Source organism: Mucilaginibacter sp. OK268, from assembly GCF_900103125.1.
Classification (GTDB): Bacteria; Bacteroidota; Bacteroidia; order Sphingobacteriales; family Sphingobacteriaceae; genus Mucilaginibacter.
Genome location: NZ_FNJV01000003.1, coordinates 776,740 through 803,115, shown reverse-complemented (window position 1 = coordinate 803,115; position 26,376 = coordinate 776,740). Strand labels below are relative to the sequence as shown.

The 26,376-nt window shown below is 42.2% G+C and carries 24 protein-coding genes; 11 read left to right on the top strand and 13 right to left on the bottom strand.

The window, feature by feature from the left end:
- The first annotated feature begins 196 nt into the window (after nt 1-196).
- The 3 genes from BLR84_RS13705 to BLR84_RS13695 all read left to right on the top strand — a co-directional run bounded on the left by BLR84_RS13705 (nt 197) and on the right by BLR84_RS13695 (nt 1,320).
- Nucleotides 197-385 carry a hypothetical protein gene (locus tag BLR84_RS13705; RefSeq protein ID WP_076372763.1) on the top strand — a complete coding sequence of 63 codons (189 nt, stop codon included), beginning with the start codon at nt 197-199 and terminating at the stop codon, nt 383-385.
- A 211-nt stretch (nt 386-596) separates the two neighbouring features.
- Complete coding sequence (locus BLR84_RS13700) at nt 597-1,091, top strand: hypothetical protein (RefSeq protein ID WP_090468780.1); 495 nt, start codon at nt 597-599, stop codon at nt 1,089-1,091.
- 31 nt (nt 1,092-1,122) lie between these two features.
- Nucleotides 1,123-1,320, top strand: a complete 198-nt coding sequence (locus BLR84_RS13695; RefSeq protein WP_090468778.1) for a hypothetical protein — start codon at nt 1,123-1,125, stop codon at nt 1,318-1,320.
- Between the two features lie 163 nt (nt 1,321-1,483).
- On the opposite strand, the gene BLR84_RS13690 is transcribed toward BLR84_RS13695, so the two are convergent.
- Nucleotides 1,484-1,813 (bottom strand): YbjQ family protein, encoded by a 330-nt coding sequence (locus tag BLR84_RS13690; RefSeq protein WP_090468776.1) that lies wholly within the window; start codon nt 1,811-1,813, stop codon nt 1,484-1,486.
- 112 nt (nt 1,814-1,925) lie between these two features.
- Nucleotides 1,926-2,207 carry a pyrimidine/purine nucleoside phosphorylase gene (locus tag BLR84_RS13685; RefSeq protein ID WP_090468774.1) on the bottom strand — a complete coding sequence of 94 codons (282 nt, stop codon included), beginning with the start codon at nt 2,205-2,207 and terminating at the stop codon, nt 1,926-1,928.
- 166 nt (nt 2,208-2,373) lie between these two features.
- Here BLR84_RS13685 and BLR84_RS13680 point away from each other — a divergent pair, with 166 nt between their 5' ends.
- On the top strand, nt 2,374-2,931 hold the full coding sequence (locus BLR84_RS13680) for a hypothetical protein (RefSeq protein WP_143013901.1): 558 nt from the start codon (nt 2,374-2,376) through the stop codon (nt 2,929-2,931).
- Nucleotides 2,932-3,069: 138 nt separating this feature from the next.
- On the opposite strand, the gene BLR84_RS30035 is transcribed toward BLR84_RS13680, so the two are convergent.
- Nucleotides 3,070-3,462, bottom strand: a complete 393-nt coding sequence (locus tag BLR84_RS30035) for a hypothetical protein (RefSeq protein ID WP_176852059.1) — start codon at nt 3,460-3,462, stop codon at nt 3,070-3,072.
- Nucleotides 3,463-3,685: 223 nt separating this feature from the next.
- On the opposite strand from BLR84_RS30035, the gene BLR84_RS13670 reads away from it, so the two are divergent.
- The 3 genes from BLR84_RS13670 to BLR84_RS13660 all read left to right on the top strand — a co-directional run bounded on the left by BLR84_RS13670 (nt 3,686) and on the right by BLR84_RS13660 (nt 6,886).
- Nucleotides 3,686-4,168 (top strand): hypothetical protein, encoded by a 483-nt coding sequence (locus BLR84_RS13670; protein ID WP_090468771.1) that lies wholly within the window; start codon nt 3,686-3,688, stop codon nt 4,166-4,168.
- 15 nt (nt 4,169-4,183) lie between these two features.
- Complete coding sequence (locus BLR84_RS13665; RefSeq protein WP_090468769.1) at nt 4,184-4,741, top strand: sugar O-acetyltransferase; 558 nt, start codon at nt 4,184-4,186, stop codon at nt 4,739-4,741.
- 342 nt (nt 4,742-5,083) lie between these two features.
- The gene (locus BLR84_RS13660) at nt 5,084-6,886 is read left to right on the top strand and encodes an alpha-L-fucosidase (protein ID WP_255366939.1); all 1,803 of its coding nucleotides are present in this window, start codon (nt 5,084-5,086) and stop codon (nt 6,884-6,886) included.
- Here BLR84_RS13660 and BLR84_RS13655 read toward each other — a convergent pair.
- The 5 genes from BLR84_RS13655 to BLR84_RS13635 all read right to left on the bottom strand — a co-directional run bounded on the left by BLR84_RS13655 (nt 6,883) and on the right by BLR84_RS13635 (nt 10,417).
- The gene (locus tag BLR84_RS13655; RefSeq protein WP_090468766.1) at nt 6,883-7,131 is read right to left on the bottom strand and encodes a hypothetical protein; all 249 of its coding nucleotides are present in this window, start codon (nt 7,129-7,131) and stop codon (nt 6,883-6,885) included. The genes BLR84_RS13660 and BLR84_RS13655 overlap by 4 nt on opposite strands.
- Before the next feature lie 384 nt (nt 7,132-7,515).
- Nucleotides 7,516-8,310 (bottom strand): DUF817 domain-containing protein, encoded by a 795-nt coding sequence (locus BLR84_RS13650; RefSeq protein ID WP_090468764.1) that lies wholly within the window; start codon nt 8,308-8,310, stop codon nt 7,516-7,518.
- 6 nt (nt 8,311-8,316) lie between these two features.
- The gene (locus BLR84_RS13645; protein WP_090468762.1) at nt 8,317-9,087 is read right to left on the bottom strand and encodes an oxygenase MpaB family protein; all 771 of its coding nucleotides are present in this window, start codon (nt 9,085-9,087) and stop codon (nt 8,317-8,319) included.
- Nucleotides 9,088-9,089: 2 nt separating this feature from the next.
- Nucleotides 9,090-9,494, bottom strand: coding sequence for a ribosomal maturation YjgA family protein (locus BLR84_RS13640; protein ID WP_090468760.1), 405 nt, complete (start codon nt 9,492-9,494; stop codon nt 9,090-9,092).
- A gap of 404 nt (nt 9,495-9,898) precedes the next feature.
- Nucleotides 9,899-10,417 carry a hypothetical protein gene (locus tag BLR84_RS13635; protein WP_090468758.1) on the bottom strand — a complete coding sequence of 173 codons (519 nt, stop codon included), beginning with the start codon at nt 10,415-10,417 and terminating at the stop codon, nt 9,899-9,901.
- A gap of 247 nt (nt 10,418-10,664) precedes the next feature.
- Between BLR84_RS13635 and BLR84_RS13625 the strand changes: the two genes are divergently transcribed.
- Nucleotides 10,665-11,153 carry a hypothetical protein gene (locus BLR84_RS13625; protein WP_090468754.1) on the top strand — a complete coding sequence of 163 codons (489 nt, stop codon included), beginning with the start codon at nt 10,665-10,667 and terminating at the stop codon, nt 11,151-11,153.
- A 168-nt stretch (nt 11,154-11,321) separates the two neighbouring features.
- The gene (gene mutS, locus BLR84_RS13620; protein ID WP_090468752.1) at nt 11,322-13,931 is read left to right on the top strand and encodes a DNA mismatch repair protein MutS; all 2,610 of its coding nucleotides are present in this window, start codon (nt 11,322-11,324) and stop codon (nt 13,929-13,931) included.
- Between the two features lie 131 nt (nt 13,932-14,062).
- Here mutS and BLR84_RS13615 read toward each other — a convergent pair whose 3' ends face one another.
- The 3 genes from BLR84_RS13615 to BLR84_RS13605 form a co-directional block, all read right to left on the bottom strand.
- Complete coding sequence (locus BLR84_RS13615; RefSeq protein ID WP_090468750.1) at nt 14,063-15,430, bottom strand: exonuclease domain-containing protein; 1,368 nt, start codon at nt 15,428-15,430, stop codon at nt 14,063-14,065.
- 542 nt (nt 15,431-15,972) lie between these two features.
- Entirely contained in the window at nt 15,973-17,802 is a 1,830-nt protein-coding gene (gene yidC, locus BLR84_RS13610) for a membrane protein insertase YidC (RefSeq protein WP_090468747.1), read from the bottom strand.
- Nucleotides 17,803-17,995: 193 nt separating this feature from the next.
- Nucleotides 17,996-19,606 (bottom strand): CTP synthase, encoded by a 1,611-nt coding sequence (locus tag BLR84_RS13605; RefSeq protein ID WP_090469325.1) that lies wholly within the window; start codon nt 19,604-19,606, stop codon nt 17,996-17,998.
- Nucleotides 19,607-19,948: 342 nt separating this feature from the next.
- Here BLR84_RS13605 and BLR84_RS13600 point away from each other — a divergent pair, with 342 nt between their 5' ends.
- Nucleotides 19,949-22,987: a glycosyltransferase family 117 protein gene (locus BLR84_RS13600; protein WP_255366938.1), complete on the top strand. Its 3,039-nt coding sequence runs from the start codon at nt 19,949-19,951 to the stop codon at nt 22,985-22,987.
- A gap of 265 nt (nt 22,988-23,252) precedes the next feature.
- A complete protein-coding gene (locus BLR84_RS13595) occupies nt 23,253-24,746 on the top strand; it encodes a TlpA family protein disulfide reductase (protein ID WP_090468745.1) in 1,494 nt (497 codons plus the stop codon).
- Between the two features lie 53 nt (nt 24,747-24,799).
- Here the strand turns inward: BLR84_RS13595 and BLR84_RS13590 are convergent, their stop codons facing one another.
- Together BLR84_RS13590 and kdsB are read right to left on the bottom strand one after the other, a co-directional pair.
- Nucleotides 24,800-25,378: a hypothetical protein gene (locus BLR84_RS13590; RefSeq protein ID WP_090468743.1), complete on the bottom strand. Its 579-nt coding sequence runs from the start codon at nt 25,376-25,378 to the stop codon at nt 24,800-24,802.
- Nucleotides 25,379-25,566: 188 nt separating this feature from the next.
- Nucleotides 25,567-26,295 (bottom strand): 3-deoxy-manno-octulosonate cytidylyltransferase, encoded by a 729-nt coding sequence (gene kdsB, locus BLR84_RS13585; protein WP_090468742.1) that lies wholly within the window; start codon nt 26,293-26,295, stop codon nt 25,567-25,569.
- Between the last annotated feature and the right edge of the window lie 81 nt (nt 26,296-26,376).

Genomic DNA, 26,376 nt, shown 5'->3' with positions numbered 1-26,376 from the left:
TCCCATATAGCCACCGCAAATCAATCCTTGTTGACCAGGGTTCATTTTTATCCCCGCTGATACCGTTGCTGCCCGGAAATTAAATTGATGATCCTCCTCTTCATGCATGTTCAGTGTAGAACTTTTTGTTCAGGTAATAGGGTTTTATAGGTTTTAACCGGGAGTAGCACATTGTTTAACTAAATTTTTAATAAATATGGCTAAATCGCAAGCAACCTTCATGAAAAAACAGCTCGAAAAAAACAGGCAAAAAAAGAAAGAAGAAAAAGAACTGCGTAAACAGGAGCGTCAGCAAAACAGTGGCGGTAGCGATCTGGAAAGCATGATGGCTTATGTCAATGAATTTGGCGAGATCGTATCAACCCCGCCCGAAAAAAAAGTATAAACTCCAATTTACAATTTATGTAGTGTAACACCTATTGTTTACACTGCATAACCATTGTAATACATCCCTCCCTGATCATTCCATTTTCATTATTCCTGCAGGCTGTGTTCTATATGTAGAATAACTATCTGTAAATCAGATTATAAATATCGTAAAGGGGCATTCAACCTTTTGACATTTAATTTGTCATAACTTATAACGATATTTATAAATGGCCATAAAAATAAAACTATGCCTGCTTGTTGCAGGTATGATGGCTGCCTCATGCTCAGGCAACCATAGTAATACCGCTGATACCCTAAGTACGGGCGGCAAAAAGGATACAATATTGGCCAACCAGGCTGATGCGCCTATGGTAAATATGCAATATTGCTTTTATCATACCGATGGCAAACAGACGCAGGATACCACCATGGTTAATATGCTGATCAACGGCAATAAGGTAACCGGAAAAATGAGCTGGCTCCCTAAAGAGAAAGACGCGCGTAAAGGGATTATCACAGGAACGCTTAGTGGCAATGCCATCAAAGCAGTATGGACCTTTACACAGGAAGGCTCAAAAGATACTATGAGCGTGGAGTTTCAGTTAAGGGGGAATGCCCTTGCTCAAAAGCCGTATAGTTATGATGCTAAAACGGGCAGGCAACAAACCAATGCAGCTGCTGATTACAGCGTAATTTACAACATGAAAAATTGCACTAATTAAGTCGAATCAGTACATTAGCTTAAAATAAATAATGAAGAAAAGAGAAACCAGTATACTATACCTTGTATTAGGCTTGTACACGCTGATGATCAGCTGGTACTATAATCATTCGCTGATATTGCTGTTAATACACTATTTGTTTTGGCCACTTTACCTGGTTTATGAGTTACTGATTGGTCACCTGGCCAATGGTATGTGGAAAACCATCCCGCTTTCGTATTTTAATTAATACGGGCGTTTTGATATCGTCTTTATAAAAACCGGCTACCTGGCCGGTTTTTTTATCTTATTATTTTAAAGTGTTGATTTGCCCCTCAGATCAAATGTGGTGTTAAAAAAAGAGGAACCGGTAATGATCACCGCTCCCTCTTTTAACAGAACATATATCAGTTTTACACTTTTTCAACCACAACGGCAGTTCCATAGGCCAGCACTTCGGTAATGCCCTGCATCACTTCGTTGGCATCATAACGCATGTTAATAATGCCATTGGCACCCAAAGCCTGTGCATGCTGTACTAAAAGCTGGAAAGCTTCTTCGCGGGCATTTTCACACAGCTCCACATAAATAGAAAGCCTGCCGCCAAAAAGTGATTGAAAGCCACCGGCAATATTACCAAGAGCGCTACGGCTGCGTACGGTAATACCACGAACAACACCTAAATGTTTGGTGATACGATAACCCTCTAAAGAGGTACTGGTAGTAATAAGTGAAGTATCCATTTGTTTTTTAATTATTGGTATTGATGTTTAGGTTAACCATTTAAATGGTTGGTATGTTTTTATAATTAGATAACACATACGCCATATAATTACAAATAATGCCCTTTTTATTTTACCGGTAGGTGCACAGGTAAGAGCTTTGTACTTCGGTTTTAACTTTAAATACCACATTTGCATCTACCTCAAATATTTGTCCGGCGGTAAAGGATTGCCAGTTAGTTTCGCCGGGTAATAAAGCTTCCAGCCGGCCTTCAATAACGGTCATGGTTTCGTGGCTCGATGTTCCAAATTCATACTCGCCTTTTTCAATAACACCAATAGTGCTGCGGCCCTGTGCGGTGGTATAAGCCAGCGACTTAACAGCGCCTTCAAAATATTCGTTTACGTTGATCATGCTTAAAAAATTTAGGGCCTAATATGCTCAATTAAAATCAATTGTTTTATAATTTGCAAACCTCAATTGCATGACGCATCCATACAGAATGTTAAAATATGTGAAAAAAGCAACTTCGGTTGTAATTATTACTTCGTAAAAAGCGTTATTTGCATAAAATTTATATATGAAGAAAACTCAACTATTGATGCTGTTACTTTTATCAGCTATATGTATTCAAAGCTGTAAAAAGGACGTAACTACTTCTGCTTCTACAATTTCCGATAAAATACTATCTGCTAATATTAACAGTGTCGCGTGGAATCCTGATTCGGTAAGCGCCGCCATCACCTATAATGCTGCTGCTAAAACCAAGACTTTTACGGTGGTTGGTACCGCCACTCAGCAACGGGTAAGTATCAGTGTAGCTGTACCTAACAGCACAAATACCGCTGGTTTTCCGTTTGCTACCTATAAAGTTGATGCTACCAACAATGTTCAGCTGGCTTATTACACCCAAACATTAATTGGGGGCGATTTTAATCAGGTAGGTATTGTAGAACCAGGATCTGGATCTGTTACTACAACTGCTATCGATTCGGTTAAGAAGGTAATAACGGGTACTTATTCATTTACCTCCAAACAAGTTAATACAGACGATGAGGGTAATATTATATCCATCAATGTACAACAAATATTGTCAGGTACATTCACTAATTTGCCTTATACCTTTGTGAGCAAGTAAGAAGGTTTTTTTATCTCATATTTAAATCAAAAACACATATTCCGGGATTATCAGCAATTGATTACATCTCATCATATTTAAAAAGCCCGCTGTGAATTTTCACAGCGGGCTTTTTGCTTTATATTAACCAAAACCAAACTATTGACCAGGACGCGTTGGCGTTGGTGAAGGGTTTGGACTTGGCGTAGGTGTTGGACTTGGCACCGGCGCAGGTGTTGGACTAGGATTTGGTGTTGGCGTAGGTGTAGGTGTTGGATTAGGGTTTGGTGTTGGCGCAGGTGTTGGCATAGGAGTAGGACTTGGATTAGTTGGATCCGTAGGTGTTGGTGTCGGATTTGGCGCCGGAGTTGGAGCTTTTGGCTCTTTTTTCTTCTTCTTTTTATCCGGAACTGTATCTGTAACCATAACGGTTCTCTTTATATTCAGTCCATTCGCTTTTTGCTGGTCGCCAGCTTTATGGTTACCGGCAAATACTACAGAAGCCACAAATGTGAGTGCAATAGCCGTAGCCGTTATTCTTGAATTTTTCATAATGTTTCTTTTTTAATTTAAAAAATTAACTAATAAGATAACGTTGGTTATTTTAAATAGTTTTAAGTAATTAATGATTTGGGCTTTAAGCTACGGTAGGATAGGGGGGTGACTGTATATAATAGATCAAAGTTGCCGGCCCATATTTAAAGTTAAATCATAAAATAATTTAATGATGTTCTCGTAAAATATCTGTATAATGCATTACTAAATCAATCGCAAAATGAACCCACCTTTAGTACCGCAAAGCCCGGCTGCTGCTGTTAAAACCATGAAAGTTATACACGGCGCCTTACTGGCCGGGCAGGTGTTGTTTGCGGGTGTTGCTTATGCAACCGGTACCAAAGCCATATATTTTAATGCCAGGGATACCAAGGATGTTTTTTTCTTTGTTGCCCCGCTGCTGGCCTTCGGAGGCATTATTGCAGGCTTCTTTTTGTTTAAGCAACTAATTGGGCGCCTTACTGAAAAAGCTGACCTGCAAAGTAAAGTGACCGGTTACCAGGCTGCATTTATCACCAGAGCGGCTTTGTTAGAAGGGCCTTCTCTTTTTAATATCGTAGCCTTTATGTTAAGCGGTAATTTGTTTTACCTGTTTATATCAGTCGTTTTAATGCTTATTCTTCTCCGGAGCAGGCCCTCCGCTAATCGGATAGCAGAGGATCTGCAGCTGGGCTATGACGACAAAGCAGAACTTGGCGCGTAATAACCAATACTACCTATGGAGAAAACCGAATTACAAAAAATGCTTGCCGGCGAGCTTTATGATGCAAGTGATGCCGAACTGGTAGCCGGCAGGTCAAGGGCTCGGAAATTATTTATGCAGTATAACGCCTTAAGTTATGACGATAAACCCGGTAAAACAGCAGTTTTAAAAGAATTGCTGGGCGGCTTTGAAAACCAGATCGATATTCAATCGCCATTTTATTGCGACTATGGTTCCAATATTTTCGCAGGCGAAAACCTGTTCATGAACTTTAACTGTATCATATTGGATTGCGCCCGTGTAACCATCGGTCATAACGTGGCCATGGCGCCCAATGTGCAGCTTTATACCGCCTATCACCCCGTTATTGCAGCCGAACGCATCAAAGGCCCCGAGTACGCGTCGCCTATTACCATCGGCAATAATGTATGGTTGGGCGGCGGGGTAATTGTATGCCCCGGCGTAACCATTGGCGATAATACCACCATTGGCGCGGGCAGTGTGGTTACAAAAAACATCCCCGCTAACGTTATAGCAGCAGGTAACCCCTGCCGGGTGATCAGGGAGTTGTAAGCAGTTAAAAGACTCACTTCAGTACCCTAAAGCGCGCGGAATTTCTGAAGCTGCCTAAATTCGATTGTTTTTAAATGTAGAGACGCATAATTGCGTCCCCCCCTTACATGTTAAGACGGTTACGTTTTGAAAGGCGGCTTGTCCGGTGGGAGACGCAATTATGCGTCTCTACATAAAATGTTTTTTAAACAGCTTCTCAGATCAAGCATCCCGGATAGCCAGCTTTTGTGCCAATTTCGCTTAGTCATATGATAACTTCGCGAAATTTTAAGCTATAACGATTAGTACTTTTATAAACCATTATAAACGCTCTTAATTGTTAAATACCTACACATCAACAAAATGATGAAACGTACACTGCTTGCTTTATTGTTATTCTTCTCTTTTATAGGCGCTGTTAACGCTCAGCCTGCATTAACTAATAGTGAAAAAGTTAAATGGTTTACCGATGCCCGTTTCGGCATGTTCATTCACTGGGGATTGTACAGCGCGGCCGAAGGGATCTGGGAGGGTGAGCGCCTTAGAAATGGAAATAATTATGCAGAATGGATCCGCTACCGCAACCGCATACCCGAAGCAGAATATGTGCAGTTGGCCAAACGCTTTAACTGGGATAAAATAAACCCCGAACAATGGGTACTACAGGCTAAAAAAGCAGGCATGAAATATATCCTCATTACCGCCAAACATCATGATGGCATAGCTATCTGGAACTCCAAAGTGAGTGATAACAATTTAAGTAAGCTTAGTAGTACCAATAGAGATGTATTGAAGGAGTTGGCAGCTGCCTGTAAAAAGCATGGTATGAAGCTGGGCTTTTATTATTCGCATTGGCTGGATTGGGAACATCCGGATGGCTGGGATCATAACCAGGAAATAACCGGCCGTATTACCGATGAGCAATACAATAAATACTGGCAGGGAAAAGTTTTACCACAACTGCGTGAACTGTTAACCAATTATGGCGACGTTGCCATGATCTGGTTTGATATGTGGGTTGATTACAAAACAACCATTGTAAAAAAAGAGCAGTTGGATCAGGTTATCAAACTGATACACGAACTGCAACCAAATTGCCTGATCAACTCCAGACTGGGCTTGCCGGCAAATACTCCGGGTATTGATTTCGAAACCATGGGCGATAACCAGTTAGGCGCCGCTTATACCAATCATCCATGGGAAACATCCGGCACAATTGCCAATTCATGGGGCTACAACGCGCTGGAGAATGAATATAAATCTACCAGTCAGTTACTACAATCTTTAATAGGCAACGTTAGTCTCAACGGCGGGTTCACCCTAAACATTGGTCCCCGGGCAGATGGTGCTATTCCTTATGAAGATCAAACTCGATTGAATGACATGGGTGTCTGGCTATCCAAAAACGGTGAATCTGTTTATGGCTGTACAGGGCTTCAATTACGACCAGATCAGCACGATTGGGGAAGGATAACGACAAAGAAACAAGGGGAAAAACAGATCGTTTACCTGCAGGTATATAACTGGCCCCTGGACCGGATATTACGTTTAACCGGGATCCTGTCGAAACCCGAAAAAGCGGAGCTGATAACTGATGCCGGTAAAGTTGCCTTAAACTTTACAAAAACGGGCCCATATACCCATATCCAATTGCCAGATGTTGCCGGAGATCATTTTGTATCCGTGATCGCCTTACAATACGCGCAATCGGTAGAGCTGGACGAAAAGGCAGTAGCCGAATCAACATTCGGGGGATTGGCCTTAACCGGTAATAATGCTTCGGAAAAAACGGCAACCTATAAAAAGGTACCATTTGATGGCCTGCGTCCCGCTCATTTGATCATAGATAAAGAAGGTTCGCTTAGCTGGCAGGTTTATGTACCTGCTGCAGGATCTTATAATGTAGATATATCCTACCATAATAATTCAAAAACCGCTACGCCGATAAAAATTACAGCTGGTGATCAAGATCTGTCACAATCATTAAAGCCAACAGGGAAGGTGGTTGTAGAACCACATGATAGTTATACCGATGAATTTGTGAACGAACGGACCGGTACTTTCAATTTCCCTAAAGAAGGCTTTTATAAGATCACTTTAAAGGCAGATTCAAAAGAGCATGAGGAATTATTATTAAACAGGATCTGGTTAAGTAAAAAACTTTAAAGGGCATTAGCCGTTATCAGGGCGGTGCCTTCTTCGTCGATGCTGACATGGCAATCGCTTACCGAAATGTGATGTTTGAATTTACCGACGGATTCGATCCAATCCCGGGAGGTAAAAACCGAGGCGTTAACCTGTACCGATTCAACCAATACTTCGTCGCCATCAAGGATGAGTCGCCAGCATTGATCCTGGCCATTGCTATCGGTATTGTAACGTATTTTAACCTGGCTGAATTGTTTATTCATATTGTATAGCGAAAGAGGTTTAGACAAGGAACGGCGGGTTATGCGGGCTTATTGTCGCCGATAAAAAAGCATCGAAAATGTTACAGATAGGTTTATGGTCGATAGTCCATAGACCATGGATGAAAAACGTTGTTTTAAACACTATGTCATTGCGAGGAGGAACGACGAGGCAATCTCATCGCGTTTAATATGCAAGCGAGGAGATTATTAATGTTAATTTTTGTTTAAGGTATTAATGAACTCCCTACGGTCGGTTGTCCACGCTATCGCTCGCAATGACATATTTTTATATAACCTTCAAAAATGGCCTGTCAGTCTGAGCTTGTCGAAGACCCGCGCGGAGGCCTGCCCATTATGCTTCGACTGACTTCATGACACCCTATCTTAATTATGCACGGTGTCGGCAATTAAAGGAGCTGACTTTTTAACCCCGCTTTTCAGCATCTTTAATTCGGCTACTATAATAAAGCTCACGATCACCAGGAAGCCCCAGGAGCTTATTTTTTGATAATTCACCATAGCCCAGCCGTGATGTTGATAGGCATATTTCCAGGCACCAAGCAGGGTAGCTACGTTTTCGGCCAGCCAGATAAAAAAACCGATGAGCAGGAACGAAAGTATAGTGGGCATGCGGTACAATTTGCCTTGCAGATTAAATATCACTACAGATCGCCAGAAAAAGTACAGGATGAGCAAACCGATCAAGTAACGCACATCATAGATGAATTTATTAGTAAAAAAATTCAGATAAATAAGCGCGCCTATGATACGTGCAGTGCGGTGATGGGGCCAGTTGATGATCCCGAGTTTTAACCGTCGCCAGGCCTGGCACAGATAGCTGGCTACGCTGGCATACATAAAACCGCTGTACAAAGGCACGCCCCCAATTTTGGTATACGCAAATTCCGGATAAGTCCAGGAGCCATAATGTACTTTAAACAGCTCCATCCCGAGGCCTAAAAGGTGGAATACACAGATCACCAGTACCTCATCTTTGGTCTCAATTTTGGTGTAGTACATGGCCATCTGGATTAACAGGCAGGCTATCAGCATAAAATCATACCGGGGAATAAATACCTTAAATAAATGCGATATGGCCAGCATTGTAAAAACCAATGCCGGGAACAGGCAGGACAGGGCCTCTTGCTTAACAAATGTAAAAAAGTGACTTGTTTTCACCGGATTTTAGGATTGGAGGTATACGTTATCAAGATCTTTTATTTGCGATTTGTAGGCTGCCGGTAGCAGCGCGTCGCGTAAAAACGCGCTTAGTTTTAACAGTTTTAAGAATTTGTACCCCCATAATACAGGCCGCAACCATGACACCCTGTTTAGGTGGAGATGATCACGCACCTGAGGTGGTACCACCAGCAACTGAGCCTGTTTTAATACATGGTAGCGCGCGGCACCCAAATGCAGGCGATATTGATGATACAGGTCGACGGTTAGGTCGCCCTGAACCAGGTTTTGTTGCAGATGTTGATGGCGCATGTCCAGGTATTCGGAATAGGTGGCGGGTAAACCTGTAAGCTGCATACGCGTACCTACGCGTTTGAATACGGCAAAGGTCTGGGCTTTTTCTAACAGGGTTAGGGGCCGTTCCAACAGTTCGTAGGAACTGATAGAAAGATCGATGAGCAGGAACAATACATCACGATAGGCCCAATCGGGTATTTGTGCGCCCCGGCTGGCTTCAACACCCTGGTGAATGGCCGTGATCCTGTCAATAGCCTTTAGGGCCGCCTCACGCTCCGAAAAAATGATCTGCCGGGAATAAGCCACCGTAGAGAATAAGCGGCCTAGTGGGTCGGCAGGGAGCTTACCGGTAAAGTATAACCAATCCACCGCTTTGTTCAGGGCAAATTCAGCCGCCGCCCCCGCAAAAATAAACAGGATGGTATCGGCCTTACCCCAGATCTTTCGCACTATAGAGTGCTCATCGACAAAATATTCCATATTTATTGTTTCAGGTTCCTGGTTATTTGATTACCTGCCGCAAGGCGGGCTCTGAATTGTTCTGTCATGATAATGAGCACAAAAGCACAGGTGTAGCACAATATATCCATCCATGAAAAGGAACTGCCTAATATTAGCGTGATCGCTTTTGAGTTTTGCAGACCCAATAAACGGGTTAAATGAAAGTATTGTGAAACCTCTATAGCATAAGCCACCAGCAATGCCCATGAAGCAGCTTTGAATACCGGTATATATAAAAAGCTTTTGATAAGGCAGTAAAGAAATATTACGGCCAGGAAATCGCCGCCGAACGGACGGATGATGCTATCATGCACGTACCGGGCAATCAAAACCTCCAGCAAAAAAAGCAACAGGGCAGGGGTGAAATATCGATATGATTTTATCATTTAAAAGTACTTTGTAATACAAAGTAATTAATAAAAATTCATATTTCCAAATGGAAGCAGAGGCAAGGCCGTATATCAAGAAATATAGATTGGATTTACGCCCCAATTTTCGTATATTTGAGTGAACGGCAGCCCGGTTTTTCTGATCAAAAAGGAAAACCGGGCTGTTTTATTAAGGATAAAACAGATCAAAAACAGGTCGTTTTTAATTTAGTTATTTGACAATCAGATATTTAATACTTTTTAAAGCTTTCAAAACCCATCAAAAATTTGTTAAAAAGTGTTAAAATGGTGTTAAAACTTTGTTAAAATGACTAAAAACGAAGGTTTTTCACCGTGTTTTCGACTAAAAATTGTTAAAATTTAAGGTTTAAAAAGTTTTTTGGAGCAGCGAAAAAGGATAGCTAAATATTAATGCTTCTGGTTTTTTGAGAGGGATTCTGTTTATCGTTAATAGTGGTATAAAATATAGATGATGGTAAAACAATCTCGGGATACTGCTCATAAAAGTAGGCCTTTTGCGAAGGTAGTCTAAAGGCATTGCAAACCTTATCGCTGAATGTTTTAACCTGTATCAGCTCATTACCGCACCGTATGTTGATGATCTGTTGCGGCCGGCCGTTTACCTGGTAGTTATAGTTTAGTTCAATGGAGTCGAAATAAATCTCCTCTTCGGTTCCGTATTGATATACTTCCAGGGCATGAGAAATTTTTTGATTTCGTTTTTTGACAATAAGATAAATGCCGCAGGTAATTAAAATGAGCATGGCTATGGAGGCTATAATACCTGCAAAAGCTAATGTTACGATACTTAAAGGGATGCCAAAAGCCAGTATGAATATAATACCGATAGGAAAGCCGGTTTTATAAAAAAGTTTGATCCGGTTGCTTTGTTCGTCGCTTAGTAGTCTTAAGGTACTCATCAGGTAAATTTTAGCTTAAACAGTATTTGGAAAAAGTTGTTTGTGACCGGTGGCGCAACTCCGGCCAAAAAATATTGAAGGTTTTTTTAAAAAAATGTTTTACGCCAGCAAACCCAATAACAGTATCTATCGTATATCTGTTTGTAAACCAATTAGTAAGAATAAAATTAAAAAACTGTAGTATTGACATTAAATATTTTTTATTTTAAATAATTTTTTTTATTTTAGTACTTCCGTAAAACCTAAAATGAACGTTATTACTTATAAATGCAGTAAAGCCTTGTGGCTTGTAGGTATCATTATACCTTTTGCTATAGCGTTTATATGTGTTGCGGACATAAATACCCATAACTGGCCAGGTGTTTTACCGGTAATAGCTATTCTTAGCGCTATTGCCGTTTATTATTGCAGGCAATGTTTTACTTACGATCTGAAAGATAAAGCCGCTCTGCAACTTGATCATGAAAAACTGATCTATCATATTGAAAATAAGGTTGTTTACTGGAAAGATGTAACAGACATCAGCTGCGGGAAAATGCGTGGGCAGGGCTTGTCTATCTTTTTTACTGTAAAAGGAGAGGGTATCAGAAACAGTTGTATCTGTGTGTCGACCGATTTGATAGAGGGAAACGACAAGGACATTTATAATGATATTATAGATCGGTATATCAAGGCTAAAATTAAACCAGCATCACCTTTTTCTGATCAGAAAACCTTTGGTGGATTAAGCCGATAATTGCAATCAACTGCTATTTAAGACTTTTGAGTTTTGTTTTCAGGTTATTAGTTTCCGTACATAAAGCCCACGGTTTTGCTGATTTCCACAACGCTGTAACTTTTCCACAATCCCGTAAATGCGCAGTCAATGCATTAACTTTACCCGATTAACAAAAGGAGTAACCGCTTGGCTAAAGACACTACCAAAGAAACCCCCTTAATGCAGCAATACAATGCCATAAAGGCTAAGTATCCCGGTGCCCTGCTGCTATTTCGTGTGGGCGATTTTTACGAAACCTTTGGCGAAGATGCCATTAAAGCCTCGGGCATATTAGGCATTGTACTTACCCGTCGTGGTAATGGTGTTGGTACCCATATTGAACTGGCCGGCTTTCCGCATCATTCGCTGGAAACTTATCTGCCCAAATTAGTTAGGGCAGGGCAGCGTGTGGCTATCTGCGATCAGCTGGAAGATCCTAAAACCACCAAAACCATTGTTAAACGCGGCGTTACGGAACTGGTTACCCCTGGTGTGGCTACCAATGATAATATACTGCATCAGAAGACCAATAATTACCTGGCATCACTTCATTTTGAAAAAAATACCGTAGGCATTGCCCTCATTGATATTTCGACAGGTGAATTTATCACCGCGCAGGGTAACAGTGATTACATTGATAAGCTGTTGCAAAGTTTTTCGCCCAGCGAGGTCATCTATCCCAAAAGCCGTACCCGTGATTTTAAGGATACCTATGGCGACCGCTTTTATACCTATGCGCTTGATGAGTGGCCCTACAGCGGGGATTATGCCAATGAAACGCTGCTAAAACATTTCGGTGTAAAATCGCTCAAAGGTTTTGGTATTGATAAGCTTAACCTGGGTATTATTGCCGCGGGGGTGGCTATCCACTATCTCAACGAGACCGAACATCGCAACCTGCAGCATATATCATCGATATCGCGTATTGAAGAAGACCGGTATCTGTGGCTCGATCGATTCAGTATCCGTAATCTGGAGTTGATTGGTTCGGCTAATGAGAACGCCAAAACCCTGGTTGATGTGCTTGACCAAACCAGCTCACCCATGGGCGCGCGTTTACTGCGCCGCTGGATAGTGATGCCGTTAAAAGAAATAAAACCGATCAACGACCGCCTGGGCGTAGTGGAATACCTGATAGCCCAGGAAGAACTGCGCGAAGAGTTGCAGCAATACATCCGCCAGATAGGCGACCTGGAAAGGCTGATCTCCAAAATTGGTTTACAAAAGGCCAATCCACGCGAGGTATGCCAGCTTAAAAAAGCATTAATGGCTATCGGCTCCATCAAAAAAATAGCCGAAACATCCGAGAGCCAGCCACTCCGGGCCATTGGCGAACAGCTTAATCCCTGCGTGCTTATTTGCGAAAAAATAGAAAAAGAGTTACACCCTGAACCCCCGGTAATGATCGTAAAAGGATCGGTAATGAACGAGGGGATCAACGAGGAACTGGACAGGTTACGTAAGATCGCCTTCGGCGGTAAGGGCTACCTGCTCGAGATCCAGAAGCGCGAAGCAGAGGCAACCGGCATTCCATCGCTCAAAGTATCCTTTAATAACGTGTTTGGTTATTACCTGGAAGTTACGCACAGCCATCGTGATAAGGTGCCGTCGGAGTGGATCCGCAAACAGACATTGGTGAATGCCGAGCGCTATATCACCCCAGAATTAAAAGAATACGAAGAGCAGATATTAGGCGCCGAAGAAAAGATACTGGCGCTGGAAACACGTTTGTACAACGACCTGCTGTATGCCCTTGCTGAATATATTAAGCCGATACAGCTTAATGCCCAGCTGATAGCCCGTTTGGATGTGCTGCTAAACTTTGCTACCATATCTATCAAAAACTACTATGTAAAGCCCGAAATGAGCGAAAGCCGGGAGCTGGATATTAAAGGTGGCCGTCACCCGGTGATCGAGAAGAACCTGCCGCTGGGTGAATCTTATATCACCAATGATGTTTATTTGGATTCGGAATCGCAGCAGATCATTATCATTACCGGCCCCAACATGGCGGGTAAATCGGCCTTGTTAAGGCAAACCGGTTTGATTGTATTGATGGCTCAAATGGGCTGTTTTGTACCAGCCAAGTCGGCTTCGATAGGTTTAGTGGATAAGATATTTACCCGGGTAGGCGCATCGGATAACCTTTCATCCGGTGAATCAACCTTTATGGTGGAGATGAATGAGACCGCCAGCATTTTGAATAACCTGTCGGACCGTAGTCTGATCCTGTTGGATGAGATCGGCCGTGGTACCTCAACATACGATGGTATCTCCATTGCCTGGTCAATTGCCGAATACCTGCATAATCATCCATCGGCCAAAGCCAAAACCTTGTTTGCCACCCACTATCATGAGTTAAATGAGTTGAGCAACAGTTTCAACCGTATCAAAAACTTTAATGTATCAGTAAAAGAGGTCGGTCACCAGATCATATTCCTGCGTAAGCTGGTACCGGGCGGTAGCGAGCATAGTTTTGGTATCCATGTGGCCAAACTGGCGGGTATGCCACCCAAAGTATTGAGTCGCGCTAATGAGATCTTGAAGAAGCTTGAAAATGAACGTACCGGTGGCGAGCATATAAAAGAGAGCATTCGTAAAGTGCAAAAGCAAGCTGTACAGATGCAAATGTTCTCGATTGATGACCCGGTTCTGGTCAAGATCCGTGATACCCTGAATAACCTTGACGTAAATACCCTTACTCCAGTTGAGGCTCTGATGAAGCTGGATGAGATACAGCGGGTGATAAAAAGTTGATATAGATGTGCAGATAAAATATAAGTCATGCCGAATTTATTTCGGCATCTCATAGGACAAGCTATCAGCCATAAAAAGGGTATCCGCCTGTGGGATGCTGAAATAAATTCAGCATGACAACAATTTACTGATCAGGAAGCAAACACTACCATTCGGTCCGGGTAACGGGAGGCATAGTTGGATACAATATTCTTGATATAATCATTGCCTGGGTATGGAGTCAGGTAATTTTTGAGTTGCTGGATATTGTCGGCATCAAAATAGTGGGAGATATAGCCCATGCCATAAAACTGGCCTTTCTCCACCAAAATACAGCTATGTTCATCGCCTGTGCGACCTTCATCACGGATGGCATAGGTAGGTAAGGCCTGCTTTAATTGATCAATAGCCGTATTTACTTTGCGGTTGTAATCCTCAACGCTTTCCACACCTTCGCAGGCGCATGAGCTTCCTGCAACGCTGGCACACAGGTCTTGGTTCTTTTGAATAAAGCATAATTTGGGGCAAAGCTCAAAGTTTTCGATCAGCTTGTTAAGTAGGTTATAGCCATCGAGCAGGGAGTTGCAGGTATATATCGGGTCGCTGTATTTGCGGTATTTATCTACCGCGAGGCGCAGATAGCCACGCTGATCTTCAAAAGCATAAAGGCAGTAGGCATTCTCAAACCGTTTCAGGGAGCGGTTGTATTTGGGCCACAGGCGTTTGATCTCGATAGCTTCCAATACAAAAGCGATTAATTCAGTACCGCAAACCTGGTAAGTTACCTGGTGTATATTGCGTAGAAATTCCTGCCTCTGCAGTCCCGGGTTATTACCGGTGAAATGGCTGCTTACCCGTTTCTTTAGGCTTTTGGCCTTACCTACATAGATCACTTTACCCTTTTGATCATGAAAGTAATATACACCTGGCATGTAAGGTAACTGGTCAAGATCCTTTTTTGGAAGATTAGGGGGGAGCAATTGCTCCTTGGATCCCTGCTTCAGCGCCATTTTAATATGGCCATCTGAATCACTGTTCAGCAGTAGGGTAAATAGTTCGGCTGTGGCCTCGGCGTCACCACCGGCGCGGTGGCGGCTTTCGTTATCAATACCCAGGTGTTTGCATAAGCGCCCGAGGCTATAAGAGGGCAGTCCGGGTAATATTTTACGGCCCAGCCTCACGGTGCACAGTTTATTACACTGCAGATCGTAACCGGCTGCGGCTAAATGGTAACGTACAAATGAATAGTCGAAGTTAACGTTATGCGCGACAAATATTTTGCCGTGGATGAGGTGGTAAACATCAGCTGCCACATCTTCAAATGGTGGAGCTTTTTGTACCATCTCGTTGGTAATGCCGGTTAACGCGCTGATATAAACAGGTATCTCCCTCAACGGGTTTACCAGCGACTGGAAGCGTTTAATCACCTTTTTACCATCATGTATGCATATGGCAATTTCGGTAATGCCATTAGCGCTGGCATGGCCCCCGGTGGTTTCGATATCGACAATTGCATACATGTTTCAAATGTAATATATTTTGCTAATTATTTTAGTGTTTTTTATTTTTGGATGAAAGATAAAAGACTAAAGGATCAGGGACGAAAATAAAATACCTCATCGTCTGTGTTATACAAGTGATAAGGCTCTGTTCTTTATATACAGGTACCAAACACGGCAATGATGTGTAACAAAAAGAGGCTGATCATTTATGATACAGCCTCTTTTTTATTTGATCCATCCGGATATTCAATCACGAATGGATATATAGCTTTGGGTTAACTCAATTAACAAAAAGTGGGTTTACATGGTTTACACTTTTTAGGGTTAACATGGATTTATATTATTGATAATCAATATATTAGAAATTTTTCATGCAAAAAAGTGTAAACCCACTTTTTGCACAAATATCACCGGCTTAACGTCAATTCACAGATGCCAAACAATAGCAAAAGATGTATAACAAAAAGCCCCGAAAGATTCATCTTTCAGGGCTTTTCTATTGTCGTCTATTGTCTTTTATCTTTCAGTCCTAAGTCCAAAAGTCCCAAAATCAAAAAAACTTATTTCTTCTTAGGCTGTACTTGTTGCTGGCGCATCATTTCTTCCATGCGAGCTCCAAAACCCGATTTCTTTTTCTTTTCTTCAGGCTTCTTTTTATTCTCCTGTATCTGGGCATGTATCTTTTTATCATCAACCATGAATTTGATCAGGTATTGCTGTAAAAAGGTAAGCATATTAGCCAGGAAATAGTAATAGTTCAAACCGGCAGGATAGCTGTTCAAAGTAACCAGGAATACGATAGGGGTGATGTAACCGATGTATTTCATCTGGCCGGTAGCACCTGATATCTGGTTGTTAAAATAAGTATAGATCAGGGTTGATATGGTCATCAGCAAACACATTAAGCTGATGTGGCTTATGCCACCCAATATAGCTATCGGAGCAAAGGTGATCACTGAGTCGTAGGTCGAAAGGTCATGCATCCACAAAAAGCTTTCGCCACGCAGTTCAAATAAACTTGGGAAAAAGCGGAAGAAGGCAATCACTATAGGCATTTGGATCACTAATGGTAAACAACCACCTAATGGGTTTACACCGGCCTTTTTATACAGCTTTAAATATTCCTGCTGTAAAAGGGTAGGGTTATCTTCACCAACTTTAGTTTTGATCTCATCCATCTCGGGCTTCAGCACGCGCATTTTAGCCATCGATAGGTATGATTTATAAGTAAGCGGCGATAATACCAACTTCAATACAATGGTCAATACTAAAATAATCAGGCCGTAGCTCCAGTTAAATTGCTTCAGGAAGTTAAATACCGGTAATACAGCAAACTGGTTGATGTATTTTAAAGGTCCCCAACCCAGGTTAACCAACTTTTGCAGGTCGGATCCCTGTGCTTTTAAAGTTGAATAACGGTTAGGGCCAAAGTAAAACTCCATAGGCACGCTGCCATCAGCACTACGAGCAATGGTCAGGTCGGCTTTCATTTGTTTAACATCGGCAGTATCGGCTACATCTGTAGATACAGCCATATTTGAACGACTGATGCCATTTTTAACGATCAACGCGTTTGAAAAGAAGTGCTGCTTAAAGGCAATCCAGGCCATTTTCTTATCGCTGATATCTTTTTGATCATCTTTGGTTTCGCTCAACCAATCATCATGTCCTTCGGTATTAAAATAATACACAGTTGAATACTGACGTTCCTGTTTGATGTCTTTTTCCTGTTTGTGCAGGCTGGCTGCCCAGTTCAGGTTAATGTTGCCGCTGTTGTTGATAACACCATCAAGACCGGTTGGCTTAATGGTTAGGCCCAGTTTATAACCGGTACCTTTTAAGCTGTACACATAATCAATATACTGGGTAGGGCTGTAGCTTAAACGCAGGGTAACCGAAGCAGAATCTTTTTCGGCAACTTTAAGTTCAGGAGCGCTTGGTGTAAAGTAATAATTGTCGGTATTTATAGGCGTATTACCGGCGGTAAAATTTAAACCAAAATGATTTTGAGCGCCGCTGAAAAGTATAAGCGGCTTTTTATCAAAGGTTTTAAAGTTTTTAAGTTCCACAGAAGCAACCTTGCCACCACGGGTGCTCAGTTTTACTAACAGGTCCTTATTCTCTAAGGTTACCGTTTTTTCGCTGCCTACAGAGGCTGCTCCAAATGGGCTTTTCAATAGGGCAGAGTCAACCGCCTGGGCTTTGTTGGTGTCTGGTTTGATTGCTGCTGTAGCGGCGCTTTTTGCTTTAGCTAAACCCTTTCTTATAGAGTCCTGCTGCTGTACCAGTCGTTCCTTTTTAAGTTCGGCATCAGACGGCTTCAGAAAATAAATTGAGCCGGCTATAATTGCCATGATCAGGAATAATCCTGTAAATGTATTTTTATCCATTATCTATTGTATCGAATGATCAGTTTTTTATCAGTTATTGATCATCACTGTTAAATTTTCGTCTTTGTTGCTCAGATCGATGCTACTTTGTACACTATATATTGCTTAGAGTCATCATCAGTAGGTATGTTACGATGCCTTAGCTCAATTATAGTATATTCAGAACGCGTCCAGGCATTATAAATATCTGTATTTACTTCTTGCGGGCATAAGCCAGCGAAGCGGCGACAAAGTTAATAAAAAGTGGGTGCGGATTAGCAACTGTTGATTTTAATTCGGGATGAAATTGTGCGCCTACGAAAAATGGGTGGTTTTTCAGCTCTACAACCTCTACCAAACCATTATCAGGATTGATGCCAGATGGCGTTAAACCAGCTGTTTCATACTGTTTAAGGAACTCGTTATTAAACTCATAACGATGTCTGTGACGCTCAGAAATTCGGGTTTTTCCGTATATAGTAGCGGCTTTGCTGCCCTTTTTTAGCTCACAAGCATAAGCACCCAGGCGCATGGTGCCGCCCTTGTTAGTGATGTTTTTCTGATCTTCCATCATACCGATCACCGGGTATGGGGTTTCAGGGTTCATTTCGGTACTATTGGCATTATCCAGACCTAAAACATTGCGGCCAAACTCTACCACGGCACACTGCATACCTAAACATATACCAAAGAACGGGATGTTATTTTCGCGCACATGGCGTATAGCCTGTATCTTTCCTTCAAAACCACGCTCACCAAAACCTGGGGCAACCAGTACGCCGTGCATGCCTTTTAGTTTCTCGATGGCATTTTCGGGCGTTAATTGTTCCGATGGGATATATTCAACCCTTACTTTACACTCCATTTTAGCGCCAGCGTGGATAAACGCTTCGCTGATAGATTTATAAGCATCCGGGAGCTCCACATATTTACCTACCAAAGCAATACGTACATCGGCAGTAGGGTTTTTTAAACGGCCCAGGAAATCTTTCCAGCTTTCCAGGTCGGGTTCATTTTTGTGGGCTAATTTTAATTTAGTAAGTACAGTTTTATCTAACTGCTCTTTCAGCATCAGCAAAGGCACATCGTAGATGGTTGATGCATCTATTGACTCGATTACCGCGTTGATGTTCACATTACAGAACAGGGCTATTTTTTTACGGATATCATTGGTAAGCGGGTGTTCGGTACGGCAAACCAATATATCGGGCTGTATACCATACTCCAGCAACATTTTTACGGAGTGCTGGGTTGGTTTGGTCTTTAATTCACCTGCGGCAGCCAGGAAAGGGACTAAGGTTAAATGGATAACCAAAGAGTTACCCGAACCATTTTCCCACCTAAACTGGCGTACGGCCTCAATGTATGGTAACGACTCAATATCGCCTACAGTACCACCTAATTCGGTGATCACGATATCGTACTCGCCGTTTTCGCCCAGTATGCGGAAATTTCTTTTGATCTCGTCGGTAATGTGGGGTACAACCTGTACGGTTTTACCCAAAAAAGCACCCTCACGTTCCTTATTGATCACATTTTGGTAAATGCGGCCTGTAGTGATGTTGTTTGCTTTGGAAGTAGGGGTATTTAAAAAACGCTCGTAATGGCCAAGGTCCAGATCTGTTTCGGCACCATCTTCGGTCACATAGCACTCTCCATGTTCATAAGGGTTCAATGTTCCCGGATCAATATTGATGTAGGGATCAAATTTTTGGATAGTGACGCGATAACCGCGCGATTGAAGAAGTTTGGCTAAAGAGGCTGAGATAATACCTTTTCCTAACGACGAGGTAACGCCGCCCGTAACAAAAATATATTTAGTCATGATTTTGTGTAAAGTGGCGCCTTTTTTACGCGGCACCAATTGTTTGTGTACGGGATACAAAAGTATGAAAATTTTTGGGTTTCGCCTTACTAATTATTGAATTATTGATTTAGTGAGTTAGTGATTTAACAGGATGTATTTTCTGTTTACTGAATTATACATTCTATGCATAATGATCTGCCCCAGCAATACCTGCTAACCAATATCTCACGTTATCTCCTTAAAATCAATATGTTAAAATGTGTTAAAAGATGTTAAGGTATGTTAATGTCCATGGACTTTTGGTTGTTTACTCCGAAATTGGTGCTCAGTTACATATGATTAAACTTTACAACCTTATTTATGATACGCTACCACAAGATTAATAACCTGTTAGGCTGGCTATGCCTCCTGATCGCTTTTACTACCTATGTTTTAACCCTGGAGCCATCTGTTAGCTTTTGGGACTGCGGCGAATTTATATCCTGCGCTTACCGCCTGCAGGTATCGCACCAGCCGGGCTACCCGATGTTTGCCATGCTGGGTAAACTGTTTTCCCTGTTGTCTTTCGGTGATAACACCAAAGTACCTTATTTCACCAACCTGGGTTCGGCATTAGCCAGCGGGGTTACGGTGATGTTTTTATTTTGGACGATAACCGCCCTGGCTAAAAAACTGCTGGTAGCTAAAGGTCAGGATATCAGCTCATCGCAAATGATCGCGGTAATGGGTGCCGGTTTGGTGGGGGCACTCGCCTTTGCCTATACCGATACCTTCTGGTTTTCGGCGGTGGAAACTATTGTGTTCGCCCTGTCGTCCTTATGTACCGCGGTGGTATTTTGGGCTATACTGAAATGGGAAGCCCACGCCGATGAACCCGGTGCGGATAAATGGATTGTGCTGATAGCCTATATTATGGGTCTTTCCATAGGTATACATCTGCTTAATCTGTTAACCATCCCGGCCATCACTATGGTTTATTATTTCCACAGGCATAAAAATCCTACTATAAAAAGCAGCATCGTGGTGTTTTTGATCAGCATCGTGATCCTGGGTCTGGTGCAATATGGTATCAGGGAATATACCATCAAGATAGCCGCTTATGCTGATCTGTTTTTTGTAAATACACTGGGAATGGGTTTTGGCAGCGGAGCAGCATTTGTATTTGTAGTCCTCATCGCATTATTGGTTTTTGCTATAAGATATAGCATCCGTCATCAAAAAATGGCGCTAAATCTGGCGCTGGTATGCCTGGCCTTTATCTATTTTGGCTATGGATCATTTATATATATTCCTATCCGCGCTACAGCTAACACCAATCTGAACAACTGGCATCCGGATAATGCTTTTACCCTGAATAGCTATTTGAACAGGACCCAGTATGGCGATAATCCCCTGCTATACGGCCCGCAATTCGACGCCAAAGTAATTGATCAAAGCGAGGGCAGCGCTATGTACCGCAAGGGCCGTAACCGCTATGAGATATCCGGCAAAAAACAGAATTACGTGTTTGATCATAATACCATTATGCCCCGTATGCACAGTACTGAGGGTGATCAGGATTTTGCGCAGAACGTGCAATTCTACAAGCAATGGCTTAACCTGCCCGATGGGCAAAGTCCCACCTTTGCAGATAACATGAGATGGATGCTGAGCTGGCAGATGTACCAGATGTACTGGCGCTATTTTTTATGGAATTTTGTGGGCCGCTATAATGATCTGGACGGCCAAACCAGCACGGCGTCAACTGATGGCAACTGGACCTCTGGTATTTTTGATGGTGCCCGTCATCTGCCAAAATCTATCACCAATTCAAATACTTATACCCCTTTATATGCCCTGCCATTGATCATTGGCTTATTAGGGATGTTTTATCATTTTAAACGAAGAAGGGGAGATGCTACCATTATAGCCTTGCTTTGGTTTTTTACCGGTTTGGCTATTGTACTATATGTTAACCAAGTGAACCTGCAACCCCGCGAGCGCGATTACTCGTACGTGGGTTCGTTTTATGCTTTTGCCATTTGGATTGGCCTGGGTGTGTTGGCCCTGTATGATGCCGCACGCCGCAAGATAAACGCGCACAGCGCGGCGCTGGCATCGGTGGCAACTTGTCTGTTGGTTGCCCCCGTATTGCTGGCCCGGCAGGAATGGGGTGGACATGACCGGTCGACCAAAATGATTCCGCATGACATGGCCTATAATTTCCTGATATCCTGCCCCAAAAATGCCATCCTGTTTACCAATGGCGATAATGATACCTATTCCCTTTGGTATGACCAGGAGGTTGAAGGCATTAGGCCTGATGTAAGAATAGTAATTACCAGCTTATTTGGCAGTGATTGGATGATACGGCAAATGCAGCGGCCAATGAACCAATCGGCACCATTACCTATTACTATGCCCTTTGATAAATATAAATTGGGCACACGCGATGTAATAGCCTTTAACGACGCTAAGATACCCGGATATGTAGATGTAAAGGATGTGTTTGATTTTATTACATCCGACGATAGCCGCACCAAAGTACAGTATCAGAATGGCGAAACCATGAATTACCTGCCCACAAAAAACTTTAAACTCAGCATTAACCCGGATGTTATAGTAAAGAACGGGGTAATCACCACGGAGCAAAAAGACAAACTGGCTACGGAGATGGAGTGGAAGTATCCTGCCAATTATATTTTTAAGGATAACCTGGCCATCATGGATATTCTGGCTCATAACAATTGGCAAAGGCCTGTATGCTTTACCATAGGGGTGCCTCCGTCTGGGATGAACGGTTTACAACCATACTTGTATAAAGAAGGCTTTGTTTATCACCTGATACCTTTTAAAAAGGATACTTCGATGAAGGATCAGCTGAGCAAGGTTAACAGCCTGGTAGCCTACAATAATGTGATGAACAAATTTAAATTCGGCAATTTTAAGCATGCCCGGTATCTTGATCCGGTAGCCAAAACTGAGTTTTATCCTTTTATGGAAAGTACTTTCCATGAACTGGCCCAGGGATTGATTAAAGATGGCCGGAATGACCTGGCGCTGAATGTACTGCATAAATTTGATCAGGAGATGCCGGATATCAACCCCAATATCGACTCGGCCCATCGTAAGCTCATGCTGGCACAGGTGGCCTATAAACTGAATGATAAGGAACTGGCTAACCGATATATAAAAGGTATTGATAGTTATCTGACCGATCAGCTGGCTTATAATTATACCCTATTGCAAAATAAACCCGAAGCACTGAATGCCAACGAGGTGCAGTTTCAGCTATATGTATTGAACGGATTGGCCGATACTACAAAAACCTATAAGGAAACAGCCCTGCACCAACAATACCAGGCGCAGTTGGACGATTACGGCAATAAGTTTGCGGCTTTGCTGAACAGGCAGGAATAGATAAGTAAAAACGGGGTACCCTGAGAATTAAAATCCAGGAACTCTGAAGATAAGATGATGTGTTGCGTTCAGGGCACGAACTCAATTACTTATCAAGAATATGTCATTGCGAGGAGGAACGACGAAGCAATCTCCTCGCGTGCCTCTGCTGGGGAGGAGATTGCCACGCTGCGCTCGCAATGACATATCTTGAATAAACATCATGCAAACTTAAGTTTAGTTGTTTTAGTCCTATATTTACGATAATCTAATCTTATTACATCTCATGAAAAACCTGCTATTTATACCCCTGCTATTTTTAGCGCTGAACCTGAGTGCTCAAATAAAAAAGAAAGTTGTTCATAAAGATTTAATCTTTATGCCTTTAACCACTACACCTGCACCCAAAGCCACCGCTGTAATAAAAGGGAGCGTTAAAAACTTTAGCGATAAATTCTGGGAGCTGGCCATAACCGGCGATTTGACCAATTACTCCGTAACCGTTCCCGTTGATAAGGATGGTAACTTTAACAAAACTATTAGTATTGACAGCGAAACAGAAGATATCTACCTGTATCTAAACGATGACGCTATTACCATTTGCGCTCAAAAAAATGATATCATTGAGGTAAACTGGGATAACAAGGATTTTAAAAATACGTTTCGCGTATCATCGCCACAATCGCATATTAATGCCAGGTTACAGACCATGATTTCTGTTTATAACAATTGCCGTGTAGAGTTGATGGACCTGATGAAGTCTATGTACGCCGATAAAGCTCCTGATTCAGTGAAGTATGATAAGATAAATAATTTGTATAACAAGGAGATGATGATAGCGGCAGTACATCTTGACCAGGCCGAAAGTCGGAAGTTGATCACCGATGTATATTATAAATACGTTAACCTGTTAAGTGATTATGGATTAGTGACCAGATTTGATCTGAAAATTAAAGATACCAGTACCATTGGGAAAATGCTCAACCATAAATTTAACCCCGGTAATTACCGCGCCGAATCGGTATATGCTTACAGGAATAGCAACGCTTATAAGCAATTTATTTTTAACTATGCTCGCTCTAATTACGTACCTGCTCAGGGAGCGGGGTGGGGGAACAAGCCGTCTGCCGGGGTGCCTGTATGGGATGAGTATTACTTTGGTATGAATAATTTGCATTTACCCGAGATTCGCGATTGGTTTGCGACCAAGGAGATAGAAGAGGCGTTTGGGTTTTACCCATTTGACGATGTAAGCAGTGTTTATAAGGACTTTATCACCAAGGTTAAAACACCGCGATATGCGGATAGTCTTAAACAATTTTATGCGGTGGTACAGCAATTAAAACCCGGTAAGCCCGCGCCTGATTTTAGTTTGAAGAATGATAAAGGTGAAACGGTATCCTTGAAAAGTTTGCGGGGCAAAGTAGTTTACATTGATTTTTGGGGTGTAGGCTGTGGCCCCTGTGTGTACGAAATAAAAAACGCCACCGAGCCGCTGCATGAAAAATATAAAGATAAGAATGTGGTTTTTTTGAATATCTGTGTCGATTCTGATAAAAAAACCTGGAAAAATAGCCTGGAATCGTTAAAGGTAAGCGGCATTAATCTTATTGCCGAGGGCTGGACACGAAATCCGGTTTGTCAAAAATATAATATAATGGGGATCCCTCATTATATGACTATTGGCACTGATGGCAAAATAGTGAACAATAACAGCGCAAGGCCATCAGATGGCAATTTGCTTACTGCTGAACTGGATAAGGCTTTGGTTAATAAGTAATTGGTCGCAAAAAGAAAAGGGCGATTCTTGAATCGCCCTTTTCTTTTTGCATTTTAAATACTTGTAGTACTATTATACTGCTGAACCAGGATCCTGATCCGCTTAAAGCTGAATTTGTTTTCGGCGGTGTATTGGGCATAAACCGCATTGTTATCACTGATCAGTGTGGTAAATTCTCCCTTACGCTGTTTTCTGGATTTGGCCATGAATACATCGTCGGTTTTTAAAGGTATTGCAACATCGGAGCCTTTGGCAACATACCACTTAGTAAGGGTGGTAACGGTATTGTTAACATAAACTTCGGTAACTTCTTCGTACAGGCTTATTTTTCCGGTTTCCAAAACAAGCAGGAATTCAGGTTTGGTTTTGCCTTCTTTGATAACAGCTCTATATAGTGTTTCCTTTTTGCTGATATAATATTCTTTGATCTCTTCAGGCTTGATCTTTACAGACGGACCATTGGTACTTGTTTTATAATTGCCATCGCCACAGGTTATTAAGGGGATCTTGATGGTACAGGGTATCGAATCGCCCTGGGTTGTAATCACGTAGTCCTGGCTTTGAGCCTTTACTCCTAATGTAAATAAGGTAGCCGCTAAGCAGATGGCTACTTTTTTCAAAAGAGTTTTCATAGTACTGTGAGGTTAATGTAAATACAAAGTTATTACATGTTTAACCCCATAGTGTTATATGAATGCCATATTTTAATCAAACGATTAATATTGAGATGTTCAGAATAGTAAAAAGAAAGCTGGGGCATCTGCGATTCCCTCCCAACTGGATGGAACTTATAAGCTCGGAATTAGTAAAGGAGATATTATTAAAACTTCAATTTCAGCAGATCTTCTGGTACATCAACCGCATAGGTTTCCAGTTCGGTTTCGGCAACTTTGATGCGGTAGCCGTTCTCTATCCAGCGGAGCTGCTCAAGGCTTTCGGCTTTTTCCAGTGATGATACGGGTAGTTTGGTGACCTGCTGTAAGATATCGGCCCGATATCCGTATATGCCGATGTGTTTAAAGAAAGTATAAAATTCCAGCCAGTTTTCGGGTTCCTGTCCGCGGATGTGCGGCAAGGCAGAGCGTGAAAAATAAATCGCCTCGGATAATTTGTTGACCACTACTTTTGGGGAGTTGTTATTAAACAATTCCTCCTCGGTTTTAATTCGTTTGATCAGTGTGCCCAATTGTGTGGCTTTGTCGGTAAAGCAGGCGGCTAATTTGGCGATCTGTTCGGGATCGATAAATGGTTCATCACCCTGAATGTTGATGATCACTTCATACTCCGGGTGCAGCAGGGCCACTTCGGCACAACGGTCGGTTCCGCTTTGGTGGTCAGACCCGGTCATTACGGCTACGCCGCCAAAAGCCTGTACATGATTAAATATGCGTTCGTCATCGGTAGCAACAACAACCTCGCTTAAGCTGGTACATTTTTTGGCCTGCTCATAAACCCGCTGTATCATACTTTTACCACCAATATCAACCAATGGCTTGCCCGGGAAACGGGAAGACGCATAACGGGCGGGGATAATACCTAATACTTTCATTTGTTAGGTTGTAGGTTTTACGTAATACGTTGTACGTTTCGCCTGGTAATTATTTAAATGCTTGAACTGCTTGGAACGTAT

Coding starts and splice junctions, on each gene's coding strand:
- BLR84_RS13705 (WP_076372763.1), top strand. CDS start 197: ATGGCTAAATCGCAAGCAACCTTCATGAAAAAACAGCTCGAAAAAAAC.
- BLR84_RS13700 (WP_090468780.1), top strand. CDS start 597: ATGGCCATAAAAATAAAACTATGCCTGCTTGTTGCAGGTATGATGGCT.
- BLR84_RS13695 (WP_090468778.1), top strand. CDS start 1,123: ATGAAGAAAAGAGAAACCAGTATACTATACCTTGTATTAGGCTTGTAC.
- BLR84_RS13690 (WP_090468776.1), bottom strand. CDS start 1,813: ATGGATACTTCACTTATTACTACCAGTACCTCTTTAGAGGGTTATCGT.
- BLR84_RS13685 (WP_090468774.1), bottom strand. CDS start 2,207: ATGATCAACGTAAACGAATATTTTGAAGGCGCTGTTAAGTCGCTGGCT.
- BLR84_RS13680 (WP_143013901.1), top strand. CDS start 2,374: ATGAAGAAAACTCAACTATTGATGCTGTTACTTTTATCAGCTATATGT.
- BLR84_RS30035 (WP_176852059.1), bottom strand. CDS start 3,462: ATGAAAAATTCAAGAATAACGGCTACGGCTATTGCACTCACATTTGTG.
- BLR84_RS13670 (WP_090468771.1), top strand. CDS start 3,686: ATGAACCCACCTTTAGTACCGCAAAGCCCGGCTGCTGCTGTTAAAACC.
- BLR84_RS13665 (WP_090468769.1), top strand. CDS start 4,184: ATGGAGAAAACCGAATTACAAAAAATGCTTGCCGGCGAGCTTTATGAT.
- BLR84_RS13660 (WP_255366939.1), top strand. CDS start 5,084: ATGATGAAACGTACACTGCTTGCTTTATTGTTATTCTTCTCTTTTATA.
- BLR84_RS13655 (WP_090468766.1), bottom strand. CDS start 7,131: ATGAATAAACAATTCAGCCAGGTTAAAATACGTTACAATACCGATAGC.
- BLR84_RS13645 (WP_090468762.1), bottom strand. CDS start 9,087: ATGGAATATTTTGTCGATGAGCACTCTATAGTGCGAAAGATCTGGGGT.
- BLR84_RS13640 (WP_090468760.1), bottom strand. CDS start 9,494: ATGATAAAATCATATCGATATTTCACCCCTGCCCTGTTGCTTTTTTTG.
- BLR84_RS13635 (WP_090468758.1), bottom strand. CDS start 10,417: ATGAGTACCTTAAGACTACTAAGCGACGAACAAAGCAACCGGATCAAA.
- BLR84_RS13625 (WP_090468754.1), top strand. CDS start 10,665: ATGAACGTTATTACTTATAAATGCAGTAAAGCCTTGTGGCTTGTAGGT.
- BLR84_RS13615 (WP_090468750.1), bottom strand. CDS start 15,430: ATGTATGCAATTGTCGATATCGAAACCACCGGGGGCCATGCCAGCGCT.
- yidC (WP_090468747.1), bottom strand. CDS start 17,802: ATGGATAAAAATACATTTACAGGATTATTCCTGATCATGGCAATTATA.
- BLR84_RS13605 (WP_090469325.1), bottom strand. CDS start 19,606: ATGACTAAATATATTTTTGTTACGGGCGGCGTTACCTCGTCGTTAGGA.
- BLR84_RS13600 (WP_255366938.1), top strand. CDS start 19,949: ATGATACGCTACCACAAGATTAATAACCTGTTAGGCTGGCTATGCCTC.
- BLR84_RS13595 (WP_090468745.1), top strand. CDS start 23,253: ATGAAAAACCTGCTATTTATACCCCTGCTATTTTTAGCGCTGAACCTG.
- BLR84_RS13590 (WP_090468743.1), bottom strand. CDS start 25,378: ATGAAAACTCTTTTGAAAAAAGTAGCCATCTGCTTAGCGGCTACCTTA.
- kdsB (WP_090468742.1), bottom strand. CDS start 26,295: ATGAAAGTATTAGGTATTATCCCCGCCCGTTATGCGTCTTCCCGTTTC.